An 18,084-nucleotide genomic window follows, 5' to 3' on the forward strand; every position below is an offset into this window, starting at 1 on the left:
CCCTTCCCGAACCGGGGCTCCGCCCCGGGCCCCGCTGGGGCTGCGCCCCAGACCCCGTTCCGGGGGCTCCGCCCCCGAACCCCCGCCGGGGCTCCGCCCCTGGACCCCGCTCCTCAATCGCCGGAGGGGCTGAAAAGTGGGCCCATACGCCCCGGACCCGCTCCCCAAACGCCAGGGCAGCTGGGAAGTGGCGCCCATATGCCCCGGACCTGCCCCTCAAACGCCAAGGCGCCTGGAAAGCGGCGCCCGTACGGCCCGGACCTGCTCCTCAAACGCCAGGGCGACTGGAAAGCGGCGCCCGTACGCCCCGTGGCCTGCCCCTCAAACGCCAGGGCAGCTGGGAAGTGGCGCCCGTACGCCCCAGACCCCGTTCCTCAAACGCCAGGGCAACTGGAAAGCCGCGCCCATACGCCCCAGACCCCGTTCCTCAAAAACCCGAGCGGCTGGGAGGTGACCCACACACGTCCGGACCCGCTCCTCAAACGCCAAGCCGCTGGGGGCCCATAAGCCCGGACGCCGCTCCTCGGACACCAGGGTCGCTGGAGGCCCAATACGCCCGTGACCCCGCTCCTCAATCGCCCCAGCGGCCAGGACGTGGCACTTATTCGCGCCGGACCTGTTCTCGGACGGCCGAGAGATAAATCATGAGCTCCGGGCCTCACTGGCCCGGCGGGCTGCCGGTCAGGGTCTGCTCGACCTGCTGGGCGATCTCGGTCGCGTGCAGGGGCTTCAGGGGGGCGCCGGAGGCGTCTGTGACGTAGAAGGCGTCCACCGCGTTGGCGCCGAGGGTGGAGACGTGGGCGCTGCGGACCGCTACTCCGGTGGCCTCCAGGGCGCGGCCGATGCGGTGCAGGAGGCCGGGGGCGTCCTGGGCGCGGACCTCGATCACCGTGGCCAGCTGGGAGCTGCCGGGGGCGACCGTGACCCGTGGTGGTGGGGCGTGCACGCCGTGGCGGCGGGGGTACTTGCGGTAGGCGGCCTCGCGTTCGGCGAGGCGGGCGACGATGTCGAGCGAGCCGTCGAGGGCACGCAGCAGGTCGTTCCGCAGCCGGGCGGCCTGGGGCAGCGAACCGTATTCGGCCGCCACCCGCCAGCTCAGCAGCAGTACCCCGTCCGCCGCGCCGGCCGTGTCCAGTTCCTTCGGCAGGTCGACGGCGCGCAGATCCGCGGCGCGCACCGTAAGGCGGTGCAGGGCCAGCACACCGGCCGCGATGGGAAGGACGCCGGGCTGGTCGGGGACGGCGATGAGCAGTTCCACGCCGATCGGCTCGGGGCCGGTGGTGCCTTCCTCCGGTGCCCATTCGGGGCCGCCCGCGTCGCCCGGTGCCAGCGCCTCCGAGCGTGCGTGCAGGGCGAGCACCGGGCCGCCGGTGCGCCATGCCTCGACCGCGAGGCGTTCCTGTTCGGCCGTGGTCCGCTGTGGGGTGGACCAGTCGTCCGCGGGTTCGCCCGCGAGCACCGCCGAGACTCGTTTGACCAGGTCGGCGACGAGGGAGCCGCGCCAGGCGCTCCAGGCCGCGGGGCCGGTGGCGAGCGCGTCGGCCTCGGTGAGGGCGTGCAGCAGCTCCAGGGTGGTGGCGCCGCCGACGGCCTCGGCGACCGAGCGCACCGTGGCCGGGTCGTCCAGGTCGCGGCGGGTTGCGGTCTCGACGAGCAGCAGATGGTGGCGTACGAGGGTGGCGAGCACCGCGACGTCCGCGCGGTCGAAGCCGATGCGGGCGGCGACGTCGCGCGCGATGGTCTCCCCGGCCACCGAGTGGTCACCGGGCCAGCCCTTGCCGATGTCGTGCAGCAGCGCGGCGACCAGCAGCAGATCGGGGCGGCCGACCCGCCGGCTGAGGGCGCTGGCCCGGACCGCGGTCTCGACCAGATGGCGGTCCACGGTCCAGCGGTGGACGGGGTTGCGCTGCGGACGGCAGCGCACCCGCTCCCAGTCCGGCAGCAGCCGGGTGATCAGCCCCTCCGCCTCGAGGGCCTCCCACACCCCGACGGTGGACTCGCCCGCGCCAAGCAGCGTGATCAGCTGCTCCCTGGCCTCGGGCGGCCATGGCACCGGCAGCGGCCGAGCGGCGGCGGACAGCCGCCTTACGGCGTGCAGCGAGAGCGGAAGCCCGGCTTGGGCGGCGGCCGCGGCTGCCCTCAGGGGGAGCACGGGGTCGCGGTCGGGGCGCGCGGTGCGGGCCAGCACCACCTCGCCGTCCTGCTCCACCACACCTTCGGCGAGCGGACTGCGCTCCCCCGCGTCCGGGCCGCTTCCGCCGCCGCGTCCGCCCCGGCCGCCGAGGAGTGCCCGCAGCCGGGGCCGGGTGGCCGAGCGGGCGCGCAGCACCCGCTCCACCTCGCGCCAGGTGACATCGCTCGCGTAGGAGATGATCCGGGCCGATTCGTAGATCTGGCGCAGCAGGGCGTCGGCGTCCAGCAGCCCGAGGGCGCCCGCGACCTGGTCCTGCTCCTGGAGCGCGAGGCGCTCGGTGGCACGGCCGGTGGACAGGTGGAGCGCGTCGCGGGCGTCCAGCAGCCGCCCGCGAGCCTCGTCGAGGCCCTCGCGGGGGGCGTCGGCGAGCCAGGAGGCGGCGATGGCGCGCAGCGCGGTGGCGTCGCGGAGCCCGCCGCGGGCCTCCTTCAGATCGGGTTCGAGCAGGAACTGGAGCTCACCGTGGCGCTCGCCGCGCTCCTGGCACAGCGCGTGCAACTCGGGCAGCCGCCGCGGGGCCTGGGCGCGCCAGTCGGCGAGGACAGCGGTGCGCAGATCGGCGGTGAGCGCCGCGTCGCCCGCGATATGGCGGGCGTCGAGCAGGCCGAGCTGGACCTTGAGATCCTCGGCGGCCGTGCCGCGGGCCTCGTCGGGGGTGCGCACGGAGTGGTCGAGGGCGAGGCCCATGTCCCAGACGGGGTACCAGATGTGGTCGGCGAGCGCGGCGAGGGCCGAGCGGTCGGCGGTGCCGTCGTGCAGCAGCAGTACATCGAGGTCGCTGCGCGGGGAGAGTTCACCGCGTCCGTAGCCGCCGACCGCCACCAGGGCGGCGCCCCGGCCGATCCCCGCGCTCTCCACGCCGCCGGTGAGCAGCGCGGCCAGCCACTGGTCGGTGAGGTCGGCCAGGGCGGAACGGCGCGGCGGCCCGGACCGCGACCCCTCCTGGAGGAGTCGCAGCCGGGCCGCCGCGTAGCCGCCGGGCCCCGAGTCGGTGGTGTCGGTCATGGTCTCGAGGCTTTCCGTCAACTCGGCTCCCTGTCCGCGTGCCACTGGCTGTCCGGATCGTGGCGGGCCCTGAACGGCCGGGCCCTCAGAGGGCGTCCGGGCCGCGCTCCCCGGTGCGCACCCGGACGGCGGTCTCCACGGGGACGCTCCAGACCTTGCCGTCCCCGATCTTTCCGGTGCGGGCCGCCTTGACCACCACGTCGATGAGGTCATCGGCGTCCTCGTCCTCGACCAGCACCTCTATGCGCACCTTGGGCACCAGGTCGACGGTGTACTCCGCGCCCCGGTAGACCTCGGTGTGGCCGCGCTGCCGGCCGTAGCCGCTGGCCTCGGTGACGGTCAGGCCCTGGACGCCGAACGCCTGGAGCGCTTCCTTGATCTCGTCGAGCCGGTGCGGCTTGACCACTGCGGTGATGAGCTTCACGCGTCCACCTTCTTGTTGTGCGGCTTCTGCGGCGCGGACGCGCCCTGGCCGGAAGCGGGCACCGTACTACTGCGGGGCGATGCGCCGACGGCGCTGAAGTCGTAGGCGGTCTCGGCGTGGAACGCCTGGTCGACGCCGCCGAGCTCGTCGTCCTCACTGGCCCGGAAGCCGATGGTGATGTGGATGAGCTTGGCGAGGATCCAGGAGACGACGAAGGAGTAGATCAGCACCGTGAAGGCGCCGAGGGCCTGCCTGCCCAGCTGGGCCGCGCCGCCGACGCCGTCGGTGGCGAGGACGCCGACCAGGAGGGTGCCGATGAGGCCGCCGACCAGGTGCACCCCGACCACGTCGAGCGAGTCGTCGTAGCCCAGCTTGTACTTGAGGCTGACGGCCCAGGAGCAGACGACGCCGGCCACCAGACCGATCACGATGGCGCCCCAGGCGTTCACCGCCGCGCCCGAGGGGGTGATGGCGACCAGGCCCGCGACCGCGCCGGAGGCGGCGCCCAGCGTGGTGAAGGCGCCGTGCCGGATGCGCTCGTAGGCGAGCCAGCCGAGCATGGCGACACCGGTGGCGATCTGGGTGTTGAAGGCCATGTTGGCGGCCGTCCCGTTGGCGGCGAGGGCGGAGCCGGCGTTGAAGCCGAACCAGCCGAACCACAGCAGACCGGAGCCGAGCATCACCAGCGGCAGGTTGTGCGGGCGCATCGGGTCCTTCTTGAAGCCGATGCGCTTGCCGAGCACCAGGGCCACGGCCAGGCCCGCGGCGCCCGCGTTGATGTGCACCGCCGTGCCGCCCGCGAAGTCGATGACCTCCCTCTTGAACAGCCAGCCGTCGGCCTGCCAGACCCAGTGCGCGACCGGGAAATAGACGACCGTGGACCACAGCGTGATGAAGAGCGTCCAGGCGCCGAATTTGACGCGGTCGGCGACGGCTCCGCTGATCAGCGCGGGGGTGATCACCGCGAACATCAGCTGGAAGAGCGCGAAGGCCAGGACCGGAATCGCGTCGGGCTTCTCGCCCCACAGCGAGGTGGGGTCGATGCCCTTGAAGCCGATGTGGTCGAGATTGCCCAGCAGCCCGCCGCCGATGTCATCGCCGAAGGTGAGCGAGTAGCCGAACAGCACCCACAGCAGCGAGATGACGCCGAGCGAGATGAAGGACATCATCAGCATGTTCAGGGCGCTCTTCACCCGCACCATGCCGCCGTAGAAGAAGGCCAGGCCGGGGGTCATCAGCATCACGAGCGCGGCGCTGATCAATACGAACGCGGTATTTGCGCCATTCAATGTGGACGTCTCCTCGAAACGACGGCCCGTGCGGGCAGGACATCGGGGGGCCGGTATTCGCCTTGAGGTTGGCGCAGCGCCGTTTCAGCCGATGCCACCCGATGTTTCACCGCAGTGACGAAGGACGCGGGAGTGTTACGTGCCGATGAACCGCGGTGGGCGGGGCGGAACCCTCCGTTACCGTGTCGCGATCATCGCCGGGAGTGCTCAGACGGCCCGGCCCGGACCCGTCGTCTCCGGGTTGTCGGGCATGAGAGTGGCCAGTCGCTCCCCGAGGTCGGTGATCTCCGGTACGTCGCCGAACTGGCGCACCGCCGTGTCCACGGTCTTGCGCAGCCGGTTGTTGACCCGCTCCGAACGCACCCGCTTGGCGAGCGGCAGCGCCTCATGGGCGACCGCGGCGGCCTTTTCGGGCTCCTTCTGGAGCAGGTGGACGGTGGCCATCCCGATCAGGTTGAGCGCATACGAACGCTGGGGGCCCGCGTCGTTCTCGATCTCCTGGCCGAAGAGGCGCACTGCCCTGCGCATCACCGGATCGGCCATCTTGGCGTAGGTGGGGCTGCGGCCGGCGACATAGGCGAGGTCGCGGTAGGAGTGGGCGTTCTCCGCGTTGAGCTCGGCCTCGGAGAAGAAGCGGATCCAGTCCGGGTCGCCGTCGCCCCCGGCGCAATCGGCGAAGCTGTCCTCGGCCATCTTCACCGCGCGATGGCATTTGCTGGGCTGGCCCATGTTGGCGTACGCGCGGGCCTCCATCGCGTACAGCATGGCCTGGGTGCGCGGGGTGGCGTTCTCCCGGCTGCCGTACTGGGCGAGGTGGATCAGCTCCAGCGCGTCGTCGGGCCGCCCGACGTGGATCATCTGGCGGCTCATGCTGGAGAGGATGTACGAGCCGAGGGGGCGGTCCCCGGACTCCTTGGCGGCGTGAAGGGCGAGCACGAAGTACTTCTGCGCGGTGGGCTGGAGCCCGACGTCGTAGCTCATCCACCCGGCCAGCTGGGCGAGCTCGCCCGCGACCTTGAACAGCCGCCGGGAGACCGCGTCCGCATGCGGCTCCTGGAGCAGGTCGGTGACCTCGTGCAGCTGGCCGACCACCGCCTTGCGGCGCAGCCCGCCCCCGCACTGGGCGTCCCAGGCGCGGAACATCACGATGGTGGACTCCAGCAGCTCCAGCTCGGGCTCGGAGAGCCGGGAGACCCGGCGGGTGCGCCCGCCGCCCGCCGCCTTGGCGCCGCCGGGCTGCCCGCCCGGCGAGGGCACCAGCCAGCGCTGCATCGGCTCGATGAGGGCGGGGCCCGCGGACAGCCCGAGCGAGGTGCCGAGGAAGCCGCGGCGGGCGAGCATCAGATCGCTGCGGGAGAACTCGCCGATCAGCGCGACCGTTTCGGGCCCGGCCCAGGGAAGGTCCACCCCGGACACGGACGGTGACCGGTGGACGGCGCGCAGCCCGAGGTCCTCGATGCCCACCACACAGCCGAAGCGCTCGGAGAACAGCTCGGAGAGAATCTGCGGAATCGGCTCCCGGGGCTGCTCACCATCCAGCCAGCGGCGCACCCGCGAGGTGTCGGTACTGATGTGGTGGGCGCCTAACTGCCGCGCTCTGCGGTTCACTTGGCGCGCCAGCTCCCCCTTCGACCAGCCGCTGCGCACGAACCACGACCCCAATTGCGCATTGGGGCGCTTCCCAGCACCGCCGCCGCCGTCGCCCACCCGGAACGCCCCCATCCCACGAATTTTCCCGGACCGCCACCAGAATGCCGTCTGTCACGGTCAGTTGTCCCCGGGATGAGGCGCATCAACCGTCCGGACGGAGAACGGCCTCATGCCAGTGGCATGTACCGATCCGTAATCCGCCCATCGTCAGCTCGTATTCGAGCGAGCGCCATATCCAGGGACTGCGCACTGAAAGTAATCCTACGATCACGCCTCCGGCGAGGCGGTTCCCGAAAACGCCACCATTCGCCACCCCTTCGAATGAACCCGGTTGCCGTTTCCCACGATTCACTTGACACCAGGGCGACGGGAACAGATGCAGGGGTGCAAGCGGGGGCGCACGGGTCGCGTCCCACCACCTCCGTCACATCGGAGCGCACACCGCCGCGCCCTCACCGGCGACGGAGTGTCATCGTGGCGCTTCGGCTCGTAACCATCGAGAGCGGGACCCGTTGGAGGGGGCATGGACTTCACGATCGGCGGCATCCGGGACATGCGGTCCGGCTCACGGCGCCGCGGCCGTACGTCCGAGTCCACGACGGTGGCGGAGTACACCGGTCTGTGGGGCTGGGACGTGGTGCCGGGCGCGCGGGCGACACGGGGCTCGGGGGGCGGCAGAAACGAATGCTCATGCGGTGACCACGGCTGTTCCTCCCCCGGCGCGCATCCGCTGACCTTCACCCCCGGCGTTCCCGCGGGCGCCACCCTGGACGACGCCGCGGCCGCGTGGGAGCGGGTCCCGGGGGCGGCCGTGCTGCTGCCCGTGGGCCGCTCGTTCGACATCCTGGAGGTGTCCGAGTACGCGGGCGGGCACGCGCTGGTCCGGCTGGAACGGATGGGGCTGCCACTCGGCCCGGTGGCCGTCACCCCGCACGGGCGCGCCCAGTTCTTCGTCGCCCCTGGCGCCGCCGCCGAACTCCCCGAGCTGCTGTACCGCATGGGCTGGGACGACGCCGAGCTCGATCTGAACTGCCTCGGCCCGGGCGACCACATCACCGCCCCGCCCTCGGACCTCGGCGGCCTCGGACCGGTCCGCTGGCTGCGCCCGCCGACCCTCGACACCGCGCGTCCGCCGCACGCCCGGCTGGTCCTGGGCACGCTCGCCTATCTGAGCCACCGGGCAGGGGCCTGAGGCGGCCGCCCCGTGACACGGGACGCGGGTACGGTCCTGGGCCTGAAACGGCGCCCCCTCCTGACGCGAAACGCCGGACGGGCCGGGAGTCAACCCCGGCCCGTCCGGCGCGCTATCGGTACTCCCCCCACCACGGGCCTCAGCCGCCGATCAGCGCGTCGACGAACGCCTCCGGCTCGAACGGCGCGAGATCATCCGCGCCCTCGCCCAGCCCCACCAGCTTGACCGGGACGTTGAGGTCACGCTGGACCGCGACCACGATGCCGCCCTTGGCGGTGCCGTCCAGCTTGGTCAGCACGATGCCGGTGATGTCCACCACCTCGGCGAACACCCGCGCCTGCACCAGGCCGTTCTGCCCGGTCGTGGCGTCGAGGACGAGCAGCACCTCGTCGACCGCGCCGTGCTTCTCCACGACCCGCTTGACCTTGCCCAGCTCGTCCATCAGACCCGTCTTGGTGTGCAGCCGCCCGGCGGTGTCGATCAGGACGACATCCGCGCTCTCGGCGATGCCCTCCTTCACCGCGTCGAAGGCCACCGACGCCGGGTCGCCGGCCTCCGGCCCGCGCACCGTACGGGCACCGACCCGCTCGCCCCAGGTCTGGAGCTGATCGGCGGCGGCCGCGCGGAAGGTGTCGGCCGCGCCGAGCACCACCGACTTGCCGTCGGCCACGAGCACCCGGGCCAGCTTGCCCGTCGTGGTGGTCTTACCGGTGCCATTGACGCCGACGACCATGACGACGCCCGGCTTCTCCTCGCCGTTCACGCCCACACCGCTCTCGGTGTGCACCGAACGGTCGGCCTCGGTGCCGATGAGGCGCAGCAGCTCCTCCCGCAGCAGCCCGCGCAGCTCGTCGGGGGTACGGGTGCCGAGCACCTTGACGCGCTCCCGCAGCCGCTCGACCAGCTCCTGGGTCGGCGCCACACCGACGTCCGCGGTCAGCAGCGTGTCCTCGATCTCCTCCCAGGTGTCGTCGTCGAGGTGCTCCCGGGACAGCAGCGTCAGCAGCCCCTTGCCCAGAGTGGTCTGGGAACGGGACAGCCGGGCGCGCAGCCGCACCAGCCGGCCGGCGGTCGGCTCCGGGACCTCGATCGGCGGGACCTCGGGGGCGGGTGCCTCCGCGGTGGCGGCCGGGGCCCCGGCCCCCGGAAGATCCACCTCCTCGATGGTTCTGCGTGGTTCCTCACGCGGGGTTTCGGCCTCCTCGCCGACGTGCGGTTCGGCGGGCGGCGCGGTGACGGTGGGGCTGCTGGGCGGGGGCGGGGGCAGCCGCTTCTTCTTGCGGCCGCTGATCACGAGCCCGCTGATCGCGGCAACCGCGACCACAGCGATGACTACGGCAAGGATGAGGTATTCCATAACGCCCCCCAGTATCAGCCACGAGGGGAAGCGAGTCATTCGCCTCCCAGACCGGCCTGCCGGGCGCGCACGATCGCCTGCGCGCGGTCGTGCACCTGGAGCTTGGCGAAGATCGAGCCGACGTGATTGCGCACCGTCTTGTCCGTCACCACCAGCCGCTGGGCGATCTGGCGATAGCCCAGTCCGGCCGCGAGCAGATCCAGCACCTCCCGCTCCCGGGCGGTCAGGGTCGGGAACGCCTCCTTCGCCGACGCCGAACCGGAGGCCCCGACCAGCGCCCCGAGCCGCTCGGCCATCCGCGGGCTGAAGATCGCGCCGCCGCGCGCCACGGTGTGCAGCGCCCGCAGGATCTCGTCCCGGCCCGCGCCCTTGAGGAGATAGCCACGGGCCCCGGCGCGCACGGCGGCCAGCAGACTGTCGTCGTCCTCGGACATCGTCATGACCAGCACCCGGGTCTCGGGGTGATCGCACAGAATCCGCCGGGTCGCCTCCAGCCCCGACCGGCCCGGCAGGCCCAGGTCCATGACGACCAGATCCGGCTCGGTACGCACGGCCTCGGCTATCGCGCCGTCCGCGCAGGCCGCCTGGCCGACGACGGCGAAAGCATCGTCGAGGTTCACGGCGGCGGCCAAGCCCTCCCGGAAAAGGGGATGGTCGTCCACCAGCAACACCCGCCACTGCGCCACGCTTCGCTCCTTCTTTCTTTTTTTGAGGCTCGGTTCGCCTCCGGGGCGCTTTAGTCGCTGTCGACGGTCGACCGTGCTCGGCCCCTTCGTTCCTCAGGGGCCTCCGCGCGCTCTCCCTTTCGACAGCGACGCGCCCCTTCGGCTCACTCGCCGGAAGAACCAAGCGCCCGGATGCTCTACGGCACCCTTCGGCTTGCCCAGTTGCCGATGGGCGGTACCCGGCCGGTACGACCAAGCGCCCGGCGGCTGCGAGGCTCCCCTTGGCCCACGTCGGTTGGCCCCCGAAGGCTCCGAGGCACCCATAACTCGCCCCAAGGCGGCTGGCACCCAAGAGTCCTAAGGCGCCCTGCTCACCGGTCTGCTCGTCTTGAGCAGTGCCCGGCACGCCTCGTGTCCCGTGGGCTTCCTGCGCTCCTCGGGGTTGCCGTGCTCGCCGGGCCCGGCCAGTGGCAGCACCGCGTGCACCACCGTGCCGGTCTCCGATCCGGTCACCGAGCAGGAGCCGCCGATCTCCTCGGCGCGTTCGGTGACCGAGGCGAGGCCGACGCCGGGCACCGCGGTCTCGCGCAGTCCGCTCCCGTCGTCGGTGACCTTGACCTCGAGGGTGTCCGGGCCCGCGGTCAGCTCGACGCTCACCTGGCGGGCCCGGGCGTGTCGTACGGCGTTGGTCAACGACTCCGAGGCGATCCGGTACGCGGCCGTCTCGACGCCGGGCGCCAGCGGGGGCAGCGCCGCGGGGCGGCTGGCCACGCCGACCCGCAGGCCGTCGACGCCCAGCCGGTGCGCCAGGTCCCGTACCGCACCGGCCAGTCCGCGCTCGGCCAGCGCGGCCGGGGCCAGGCCCGCGGTGATGCGGCGCACCTCGACCAGGGCCTCGGCGAGCGTCTCGGCGGCCTCGCACAGCTGGGGGGTGGCGGGGTGGCCGGGCGGGCAGGAGGTCTGTGCGATGTCCAGGCGCAGCCTTACGGCGGCCAGTTGGGGGCCGAGTCCGTCGTGGATCTCCCGGCGCAGCCTGCGGCGCTCCTGTTCACGGGCGAGCACCAGGCGCTCGCGGGCGGCCTGGGCCTCCTCGGCCAGGCGCAGCGCGGCGAGCGCGGGGGCGGCCTGGTCGGCGAGGACGGAGAGCAGCCCGCTGTCGCGTTCGGCCGGGGTGCCGGAGCCGTCGCGGGAGACCTCCAGACGGCCGACGGTGCGGCCGTGGTGGCGCAGCAGGAACGTCTGGACCGGACCGGTCAGCGGAGCCCCCGCGGAGGCCAGCCGCCGGGGCCCGGCGCGGGTGTCGACGCTGACGGCGGCGCCCGAGACGCCGAGGTCCTCCACGGCGCTGCGGCAGATCTGCTGCGGCACCTCGCCGGGGTGCGGGGCCTGCTGGAGGCGTACGGCGAGGGCGCTCACGGCCTCGTGCGGGCGGGCCCTGGGCCCGTAGAAGGCGCGCTCGACGCAGAGGGTGAGCCAGCGGGCGCTGGGCCGCAGCCCCCAGCCCAGCACCAGGGCGCATCCGGCGGTGATCGTGGTGGCCCCGCTCCGTACCGAGGGCAGTCCGGCCTGGACGGCGACGACCGTGCAGACCACCACGGCGGCCAGGGAGGTGAGGACGAAGGCGCGGGCGAGGCGGTGGCTGGTGGAGCGGTCCAGCCGCCATATGCCGGTGCGGGCGACGCCGAGGCAGATCGCGGCGGCCCATACGGCGCTGCCGGCGGTGCGGGCCACGATGGTGGGCACGCCCTCGCCCCACTGGGACAGCAGGAGCGAGACGCAGGCGGGGTAGGCGGCGGCCAGCAGCGCCCAGTCGCGCCGCTCGGCGCCGCGCGAGAGGGCGGCGCGGCAGCACAGGGCGGCGGTCACGGCCGCGGCGACGCTGCGCAGCACCCAGGGTTCGGCCTCGGCGTAGGCGTCGAGGTGGTCGAAGGCCCACTGGCCGCCCGCGGTGGCGAACGCCGGGTTGGACACGGAGCCCACCCGGGGCTCGCTGATCAGCCACAGCCCCGCGAACCCCAGCCAGTAGCCGGACGCGCCCAGGCTGATCACCCACCACTGCCACCGCCTGCGCCCGCCCCGCGGGAAGAGCCACAGCGGCAGCAGCAGCACGGTCAGCGGGCGGCAGGCCATCTTGGCGGCGGCGAGCAGCAGGGACAGTACGGCGCCGGTGGTGCCCAGGTCGGCCAGGCCCAGCAGCCCGGCCGCGGCCGAGGGCAGCAGCCACAGGCCGCCCGCCACCAGCAGGACGCCGCCGTAGCGCCGGGCCGAGCGCTCGGCCAGCAGCAGCACTCCGACGCCGAGCACCGGGACGCCCACGGCGACCCTGGTGAGCACGGCGGCGCCCCGGGGGTGCGGGTAGGCGAGCGCGAGCCACTGGTCGTTGACCCGCAGCAGCCCGGCCACCCATACGGCCAGGACCACCACGATCAGTGCCGAGGCCCCGCCCGCGGCGCGCACGGCGCGGTCCCTCGGCAGTGCCGCATGGCGCATCTCAGCCGGTGTTCAGGGCGCGCGCCGCGCCGGAGCCGCCGCCTCTGACCCACAGCGTGACGTAGTTGTCGTTGCGGCCGGGGCGGCATTTGTACTCGTCCCACTTGTGCCGTTGGATGCCCGTCTTACCGGCGCGCTTGCAGGCGGCGGTGGTGTCGTAGTGCCCCGCCTCCCGCCAGGCCGTGTCCCCGGACGCGGCGGCCGGGGAGGAGGCGGTGGCGGGGGAGGCGGCCGCGGTCCACATGACGGCCCCGGCGCTCAGGCCGAGTGCGATCGCCGTGCGGATTCGGGTAGGGCGCATGGTCGTTCTCCTTGTGTCTCGCCCGAGCACTACCCGCCACCGCGGCCGTGAAGTGCGTAGATGCCCCGGCCCACCCGAACCGGTGACCTCCTAGCACCCCCGTTTCCATCGGCGGTGCCAGGAGGGGACGCTCACCCCACGAGCAGCAGTACGGCGACGGCGATCGACTCCGCCTCTCCGTAAGGCAGTCCGAATCGCATCAGGGCGAGCATGATGGGCTGCGCCGCCCAGACCTCCAGCGTGTCCAGGAAGTTGGCGAGCCGGTGTGCGTAACGGCGCACCATCGCGGTCTCGCGGGGGCTGAGCCGGCTGAGCAGCTTGGCCAGCAGCGCGCCTCCGTAGTGGAGGGCGACCACCAGCAGCCGCTGCCGGACGAGCCGTGCGGCTTCGGGGTCCGGGCCGGGGCCGGAGAAGAGCGCGGCCTTGGCGCATTCCAGGTCCCCGGGGTCACCGGCGGTGTGCCGGACCCGGTTGATGAGGTCGTCGATGTCTGCCGCGGTGATGAGCGATTCCCCCGTGCTGATCGTCACGCGCCCCTCCTGAGTTGGCGTATGCGGGCTGCGGCCCGGGTTGCGGGCCGACCCTTACGATCGGCCGCCCCGAGTCCCAGGCGCATGAGTCATCCGTCCCGGCCGTGCCCATGCGATGGGCCGAACGGCCCATGACGGTGGCGATTTGACGGTCCGTCAGCTACGGTCCGGCTGCCGCATCCTCGACGAAGGAGGACATCCGCATGCCCGTCACGGTCGTACGCCTCAACCTCGTCGATCCCGACGCGACCCCGCGCGGCCTGTCCGAGCGGTACCGCGCCGCCCTCGAGATGGCCGCCTTCGCCGATGAGCGGGGTCTGTCCACCCTCCAGACCGAGGAGCACCACGGGTCCCCCGACAACTGGCTGCCCGCCCCGCTGGCCTTCGCGGGCACGCTGCTGGGCGCCACCCGCCGGATCACCGTCACCGTATCGGCGCTGATCGCGCCGCTGTACGACCCGCTGAGGCTCGCCGAGGACCTCGCCGTGCTGGACCTGGCCAGCGGCGGGCGGCTGATCACGGTGGCGGGGATCGGCTACCGGCCGGAGGAGTACGAGGCCCAGGGCAAGGAGTGGAAGCGGCGCGGCGCGCTTCAGGACGAGGCGCTGGAGACGCTGCTCGCGGCCTGGACGGGCGAGCCCTTCGAACACCGGGGCCGCACGGTCCGGATCACCCCGCGCCCGTACACCCGGCCGCATCCGCCGCTGCTGATCGGCGGCAGTTCCCAGGCGGCGGCCCGCCGCGCGGCCCGCCTGGGCCTGCCGTTCTTCCCCAGCGCCCATCTGCCGGAGCTGGAGGCGTACTACCACGCGCGGCTCGCGGAGTACGGCACCGAGGGCTGGTGCCTGATGCCCCCGGCGGCCACCCCGCTGCTGCATGTGTCCGAGGACCCGGACCGGGCCTGGGCGCGCTACGGCGGCCATCTGCTGTACGAGGCGCGCAGGTACGCCTCCTGGCAGCAGGGCACGGTGCGCTCGGCGGTGCGCTCACGGGCCGAGGACGTGGCGGCGCTGCGCCAGGAGGGCGTCTATCGCATCGTCACGCCCGAGGAGTGCGTGGCGCTGGCGGCGGAGGGCGGCGAGACGGCGAGCCTGGTGCTGCATCCGCTGTGCGGCGGGATGCCGGTCGAGGAGGGCTGGGAGTCCCTGCGGCTGTTCGCGGAACGAGTGCTGCCCCGCCTCAAGGACTGAGGCGGGGCAGTTCTCCGGTACGAGGAGCGGGCGGCGGGGGGATTTAGCCCATCTCCTCCAACGCCTTACCCTTGGTCTCCGGCACCCACTTGAGGATGAAGGGGATCGAGAGCACGGCGAAGGCCGTGTACATGATGTACGTACCCGACAGGTTCCAGTCCGAAAGGCTCGGGAAGCTGGCGGTGATGGCCCAGTTGGCGATCCACTGGGCGGATGCGGCGACACCGAGGGCGGCCGCGCGGATTTTGTTCGGGAACATCTCGCCGAGCAGGACCCAGACCACCACACCCCATGAGAGGGCGAAGAAGAGCACGAAGGCGTGGGCCGCGATCAGCGCCAGGACGCCCTCGGCGTGCGGCAGCTTGCCGTCCACCAGGTGCGCCGAGAAGGCCCAGGCGACCAGGGCGAGGGAGATGGCCATGCCCACGGAGCCGATGAGCGCGAGCGGCTTGCGGCCGATCCGGTCGACGAAGATCATCGCGATCACGGTGCCGAGGATGTTGATGATCGACGTGGTGAAGGAGTAGAAGAACGAGCCGCTCGGGTCCACGCCCACGGACTGCCACAGCGTCGAGGAGTAGTAGAACGCCACGTTGATGCCGACGAGCTGCTGGAAGACCGAGAGCCCGATGCCGATCCAGACGATGGGCAGCAGACCGAACCGGCCGCCGAGGAGGTCCTTGAAGGTGGACTTCTCCTCACTGCGCATAGCCCGGTCGATCTCGGCGACCCGCACATCTAGGTCCACGGTCTTGCCCTCGACCTCCTCCAGGACCTCCTTGGCCTGCTCGGTCCGGCCGACGGAGATCAGGAAGCGGGGGGACTCGGGGATGGCGAAGGACAGCAGCCCGTAGAGGACGGCGGGGATGACCATGACGCCGAGCATCCACTGCCATGCCTCCAGGCCGGCGATCTGGCCGCGCTGCTCGCCGTCGGCGAGGTTGAGGATGCCCCAGTTGACGAGCTGGGAGATGGCGATGCCGACGACGATCGCGGCCTGCTGGAACGAGGCGAGCCGGCCGCGGTAGGCGGGCGGGGCGACCTCGGCGATATAGGCCGGGCCGATCACCGAGGCCATGCCGATGCCGATGCCGCCGAGCACTCGCCAGATCGCCAGGTCCCACAGCGCGAAGGGCAGCGCCGAGCCGACCGCGCTGATCGTGAAGAGGACGGCGGCGATCTGCATGACGCGGATCCGGCCGACCCGGTCGGCTATCCGGCCCGCGGTGGCGGCGCCGATGGCCGAGCCGATCAGGGCGATGGCCACGACCTGGGCGAGGGCCGCGGAGCCGATGTCGTACTTGCCGCGGATGGCTTCGACCGCTCCGTTGATCACCGAGCTGTCGTAGCCGAAGAGAAAGCCGCCCATCGCGGCGGCTGCGGTGATGAAGATGACATGGCCGAGGTGGTCCGGCTGGGCCTTGCGGCCCTCGGCTCCCTCTGCCTGCACGGTGGTGGACAACGTGAACTCCTGACGCCCGTTCGGCAGCGCTGCCGAACGTGGGGGGACGGCTGGCCCTTCCAGCGGAGGCAGCCGAGGCGTCGACCACCACTTGAAGGTAAAAGCAATGTTGCAGAGACTATTCCTTCAAGTTTCGAAGTCAATAGGGTGTGACGAAGAAGTCGTTCCAGCATGCCGACACAGGCAGCAATGTATTGACTTCAAGTATTGAAACGGTCACCGCAAGCGCTGGCTGATGACCTTCGAGACGCCATCGCCCTGCATGGAGACGCCGTACAGCGCGTCGGCGACCTCCATCGTGCGCTTCTGGTGGGTGATCACGATCAGCTGGGAAGCCTCCTGGAGCTCCTGCATGATCCGGATCAGCCGCTGGAGGTTGGTGTCGTCGAGCGCCGCCTCGACCTCGTCCATCACATAGAACGGGCTCGGCCTGGCCTTGAAGATCGACACCAGCAGGGCCACGGCGGTCAACGAGCGCTCACCGCCCGAGAGCAGCGACAGCCGCTTGACCTTCTTGCCCGGCGGCCGGGCCTCCACATCCACGCCCGTGGTCAGCATGTTGTCGGGGTCGGTCAGCACCAACCGCCCCTCCCCGCCCGGGAACAGCCGCGAGAACACACCCTCGAACTCGCGCGCGGTGTCCCGGTACGCCTCGGTGAAGACCTGCTCGACCCGCTCGTCGACCTCCTTGACCACCTGGAGGAGATCGGCCCGGGTCTTCTTGAGGTCCTCCAGCTGCTCGCTCAGGAACTGATGCCGCTCCTCCAGCGCCGCGAACTCCTCAAGCGCCAGCGGATTGACCTTGCCCAGCTGCTGATACGCGCGCTCCGCGGCTTTCAGCCGCTTCTCCTGCTGTGCCCTCACATAGCGCACCGGCTGGTTGCGCGGATGCTCCGGGTCCTCCGGCAGCACCTCGCCCTCGGCGGGCGGGGACGGCGGAACCAGCTGGTCCGGGCCGTATTCGGCGATCAGCCCGGCCGGTTCGACGCCCAACTCCTCCAGCGCCTTGGACTCCAACTGCTCGATCCGCATCCGCTTCTCCGCCCCCAGCACCTCGCCGCGGTGCACCGAGTCGGTCAGCTTGTCCAGCTCGCTCTTGAGGTCACGCCCATGGCCGCGGGCCGCGTCCAGCTCCCGCTCGCGGTCGGCCTTGGCCCGCTCCGCGGCGTCCCGCTCCCGCTCGGCCCGTACCAGCGACACCTCGACATGCGCGAGCAACTGACGGGCGCCGGAGGCCACCGCGCAGGCCACCTCGGCCTCATGGCGCAGCCGGGCGCGCCGCTCCTCGGCGCGCGCCCGGGCCTCACGCTCGGCGCGCGCACCCCGGTCGAGCGCGTCGGCCCGCCCCGCGAGCCCCTTGACGCGCTCCTCATGCGTACGGACCTGGAGCCGCGCCTCCATCTCGGTCTGCCGGGCGTTGGCGCCGTCGGCCGCCAGCCGGTCCCGTACGGAGGTGTCGGGCTCCTCCACGCCCCCTTCACCCGCGGCGTTTTCCTCCTCCGCCACCGCCAGCCGCTCCGCCAGCTCCTCGGCCTCCTCGGTGGCCCGCTCCAGCGCCTCCTCGGCCCTGGCGACGGCCGCGGCCGACCGCTCGGCCTCCCCGGCGGCCCCGCGCGCCTGCCCTGCCAGCCGGCCCAGGGACTGCGCGACCCGCGACTTCTCCCGGTCCGCCGCGCTCCGGCGGCCCGCGAGCTCCTCGACCAGCGCCAGGCACTCGCCCCGCCGCTCCTTGGCCGCGCGCTGCGCCCCGGCCAGCTCCTCGCACCGTACGGCGAGCCGCTCGAGCTCAGCCGCCGCCTCGTCGACGGACGCCTGCACCTCCAGCAGCGTGGGCGCCCCGGCGGACCCGCCCTGCGCGAAGTGCGCCCCGAGCAGATCGCCCTCGGCGGTCACAGCCGTCAACTCCGGCCGCCGCACGAGCAGTTCCTCGGCCTCCTCCAGGGTCCCGACCACCACCATGCCGCCGAGCAGCCGCCGTACGGCGGGCAGCAGCGCCGCGGGCCCGTCCACCAAGTCCGCCACCCGCGGCAACGCTTCGACGGCCGCGGCCCTCCCGCCCGGCTCGTCCCCTGGTACGGCCGCCTCTCCCCCGGCGGGCTGCGGCACCCGTGCGGAAACGACCGCCGCGGACGCCCCGCCCGCGGCGGCGACCGTGGCACCGGGCTCGGTCGCGGCCGGCACACCGCCGAAGCCCGTAAGGGGCTCACGCCCCTCCCCACCGGCCCCGCTCACGGCCTCCGTGCCACCCTGACCCGCGGACTCGGCCCCCGGCGCCCGCGTACCGGGCACGGCGGCAGCGCCGTCAGCCGTCCCGGTAGGGCCCTCAGGCGCACCA

At 72.6% G+C, this 18,084-nt stretch carries 13 protein-coding genes; 2 read left to right on the forward strand and 11 right to left on the reverse strand.

All coding sequences use genetic code 11. From position 1 onward, the window contains the following. Window positions 1-658: 658 nt before the first annotated feature. From AB0E24_RS00005 to nsdA, 4 genes are all read right to left on the reverse strand, one after another. Entirely contained in the window at window positions 659-3,199 is a 2,541-nt protein-coding gene (locus AB0E24_RS00005) for a [protein-PII] uridylyltransferase (RefSeq protein WP_359373937.1), read from the reverse strand. Between the two features lie 85 nt (window positions 3,200-3,284). Next, entirely contained in the window at window positions 3,285-3,623 is a 339-nt protein-coding gene (locus tag AB0E24_RS00010; protein ID WP_069866445.1) for a P-II family nitrogen regulator, read from the reverse strand. Beyond that, entirely contained in the window at window positions 3,620-4,912 is a 1,293-nt protein-coding gene (locus AB0E24_RS00015) for an ammonium transporter (protein ID WP_283883947.1), read from the reverse strand. The genes AB0E24_RS00010 and AB0E24_RS00015 overlap by 4 nt, the downstream gene beginning before the upstream one ends. A 207-nt stretch (window positions 4,913-5,119) precedes the next feature. After that, on the reverse strand, window positions 5,120-6,634 hold the full coding sequence (gene nsdA, locus AB0E24_RS00020) for a transcriptional repressor NsdA (protein WP_069866449.1): 1,515 nt from the start codon (window positions 6,632-6,634) through the stop codon (window positions 5,120-5,122). 451 nt (window positions 6,635-7,085) lie between these two features. Between nsdA and AB0E24_RS00025 the strand changes: the two genes are divergently transcribed. Then, entirely contained in the window at window positions 7,086-7,754 is a 669-nt protein-coding gene (locus AB0E24_RS00025; protein ID WP_069866451.1) for a bifunctional DNA primase/polymerase, read from the forward strand. A 139-nt stretch (window positions 7,755-7,893) separates the two neighbouring features. Here AB0E24_RS00025 and ftsY read toward each other — a convergent pair whose 3' ends face one another. The 5 genes from ftsY to AB0E24_RS00050 all read right to left on the reverse strand — a co-directional run bounded on the left by ftsY (window position 7,894) and on the right by AB0E24_RS00050 (window position 13,097). Further along, complete coding sequence (gene ftsY / locus AB0E24_RS00030) at window positions 7,894-9,111, reverse strand: signal recognition particle-docking protein FtsY (protein ID WP_069866452.1); 1,218 nt, start codon at window positions 9,109-9,111, stop codon at window positions 7,894-7,896. Window positions 9,112-9,146: 35 nt separating this feature from the next. Next, window positions 9,147-9,797, reverse strand: a complete 651-nt coding sequence (locus tag AB0E24_RS00035; protein ID WP_069866454.1) for a response regulator — start codon at window positions 9,795-9,797, stop codon at window positions 9,147-9,149. A 336-nt stretch (window positions 9,798-10,133) separates the two neighbouring features. After that, complete coding sequence (locus AB0E24_RS00040; protein WP_250849678.1) at window positions 10,134-12,266, reverse strand: sensor histidine kinase; 2,133 nt, start codon at window positions 12,264-12,266, stop codon at window positions 10,134-10,136. A 1-nt stretch (window position 12,267) separates the two neighbouring features. After that, complete coding sequence (locus AB0E24_RS00045) at window positions 12,268-12,567, reverse strand: hypothetical protein (RefSeq protein ID WP_079259121.1); 300 nt, start codon at window positions 12,565-12,567, stop codon at window positions 12,268-12,270. 131 nt (window positions 12,568-12,698) lie between these two features. Further along, window positions 12,699-13,097, reverse strand: coding sequence for a YqxI family protein (locus tag AB0E24_RS00050; RefSeq protein WP_079259120.1), 399 nt, complete (start codon window positions 13,095-13,097; stop codon window positions 12,699-12,701). 203 nt (window positions 13,098-13,300) lie between these two features. On the opposite strand from AB0E24_RS00050, the gene AB0E24_RS00055 reads away from it, so the two are divergent. Beyond that, window positions 13,301-14,287 carry an LLM class flavin-dependent oxidoreductase gene (locus AB0E24_RS00055; RefSeq protein WP_069866460.1) on the forward strand — a complete coding sequence of 329 codons (987 nt, stop codon included), beginning with the start codon at window positions 13,301-13,303 and terminating at the stop codon, window positions 14,285-14,287. A 43-nt stretch (window positions 14,288-14,330) separates the two neighbouring features. Here AB0E24_RS00055 and AB0E24_RS00060 read toward each other — a convergent pair whose 3' ends face one another. Further along, on the reverse strand, window positions 14,331-15,749 hold the full coding sequence (locus AB0E24_RS00060) for a sugar porter family MFS transporter (RefSeq protein ID WP_069866462.1): 1,419 nt from the start codon (window positions 15,747-15,749) through the stop codon (window positions 14,331-14,333). Window positions 15,750-15,965: 216 nt separating this feature from the next. Then, window positions 15,966-18,084 (reverse strand): AAA family ATPase (locus AB0E24_RS00065; protein ID WP_359373943.1); only part of this gene is annotated, 2,119 nt, incomplete at its 5' end.

The sequence above is a fragment of the Streptomyces malaysiensis subsp. malaysiensis genome (genome assembly GCF_040653035.1).
In the GTDB taxonomy this organism is placed as follows: Bacteria; Actinomycetota; Actinomycetes; order Streptomycetales; family Streptomycetaceae; genus Streptomyces; species Streptomyces malaysiensis.

What these genes read in the sequence shown, in the direction of transcription:
- AB0E24_RS00025 (WP_069866451.1), top strand. Translation starts at nt 7,086, where the DNA reads ATGGACTTCACGATCGGCGGCATCCGGGACATGCGGTCCGGCTCACGG.
- AB0E24_RS00045 (WP_079259121.1), bottom strand. Translation starts at nt 12,567, where the DNA reads ATGCGCCCTACCCGAATCCGCACGGCGATCGCACTCGGCCTGAGCGCC.
- AB0E24_RS00005 (WP_359373937.1), bottom strand. Translation starts at nt 3,199, where the DNA reads ATGACCGACACCACCGACTCGGGGCCCGGCGGCTACGCGGCGGCCCGG.
- ftsY (WP_069866452.1), bottom strand. Translation starts at nt 9,111, where the DNA reads ATGGAATACCTCATCCTTGCCGTAGTCATCGCTGTGGTCGCGGTTGCC.
- AB0E24_RS00040 (WP_250849678.1), bottom strand. Translation starts at nt 12,266, where the DNA reads ATGCGCCATGCGGCACTGCCGAGGGACCGCGCCGTGCGCGCCGCGGGC.
- AB0E24_RS00055 (WP_069866460.1), top strand. Translation starts at nt 13,301, where the DNA reads ATGCCCGTCACGGTCGTACGCCTCAACCTCGTCGATCCCGACGCGACC.
- nsdA (WP_069866449.1), bottom strand. Translation starts at nt 6,634, where the DNA reads ATGGGGGCGTTCCGGGTGGGCGACGGCGGCGGCGGTGCTGGGAAGCGC.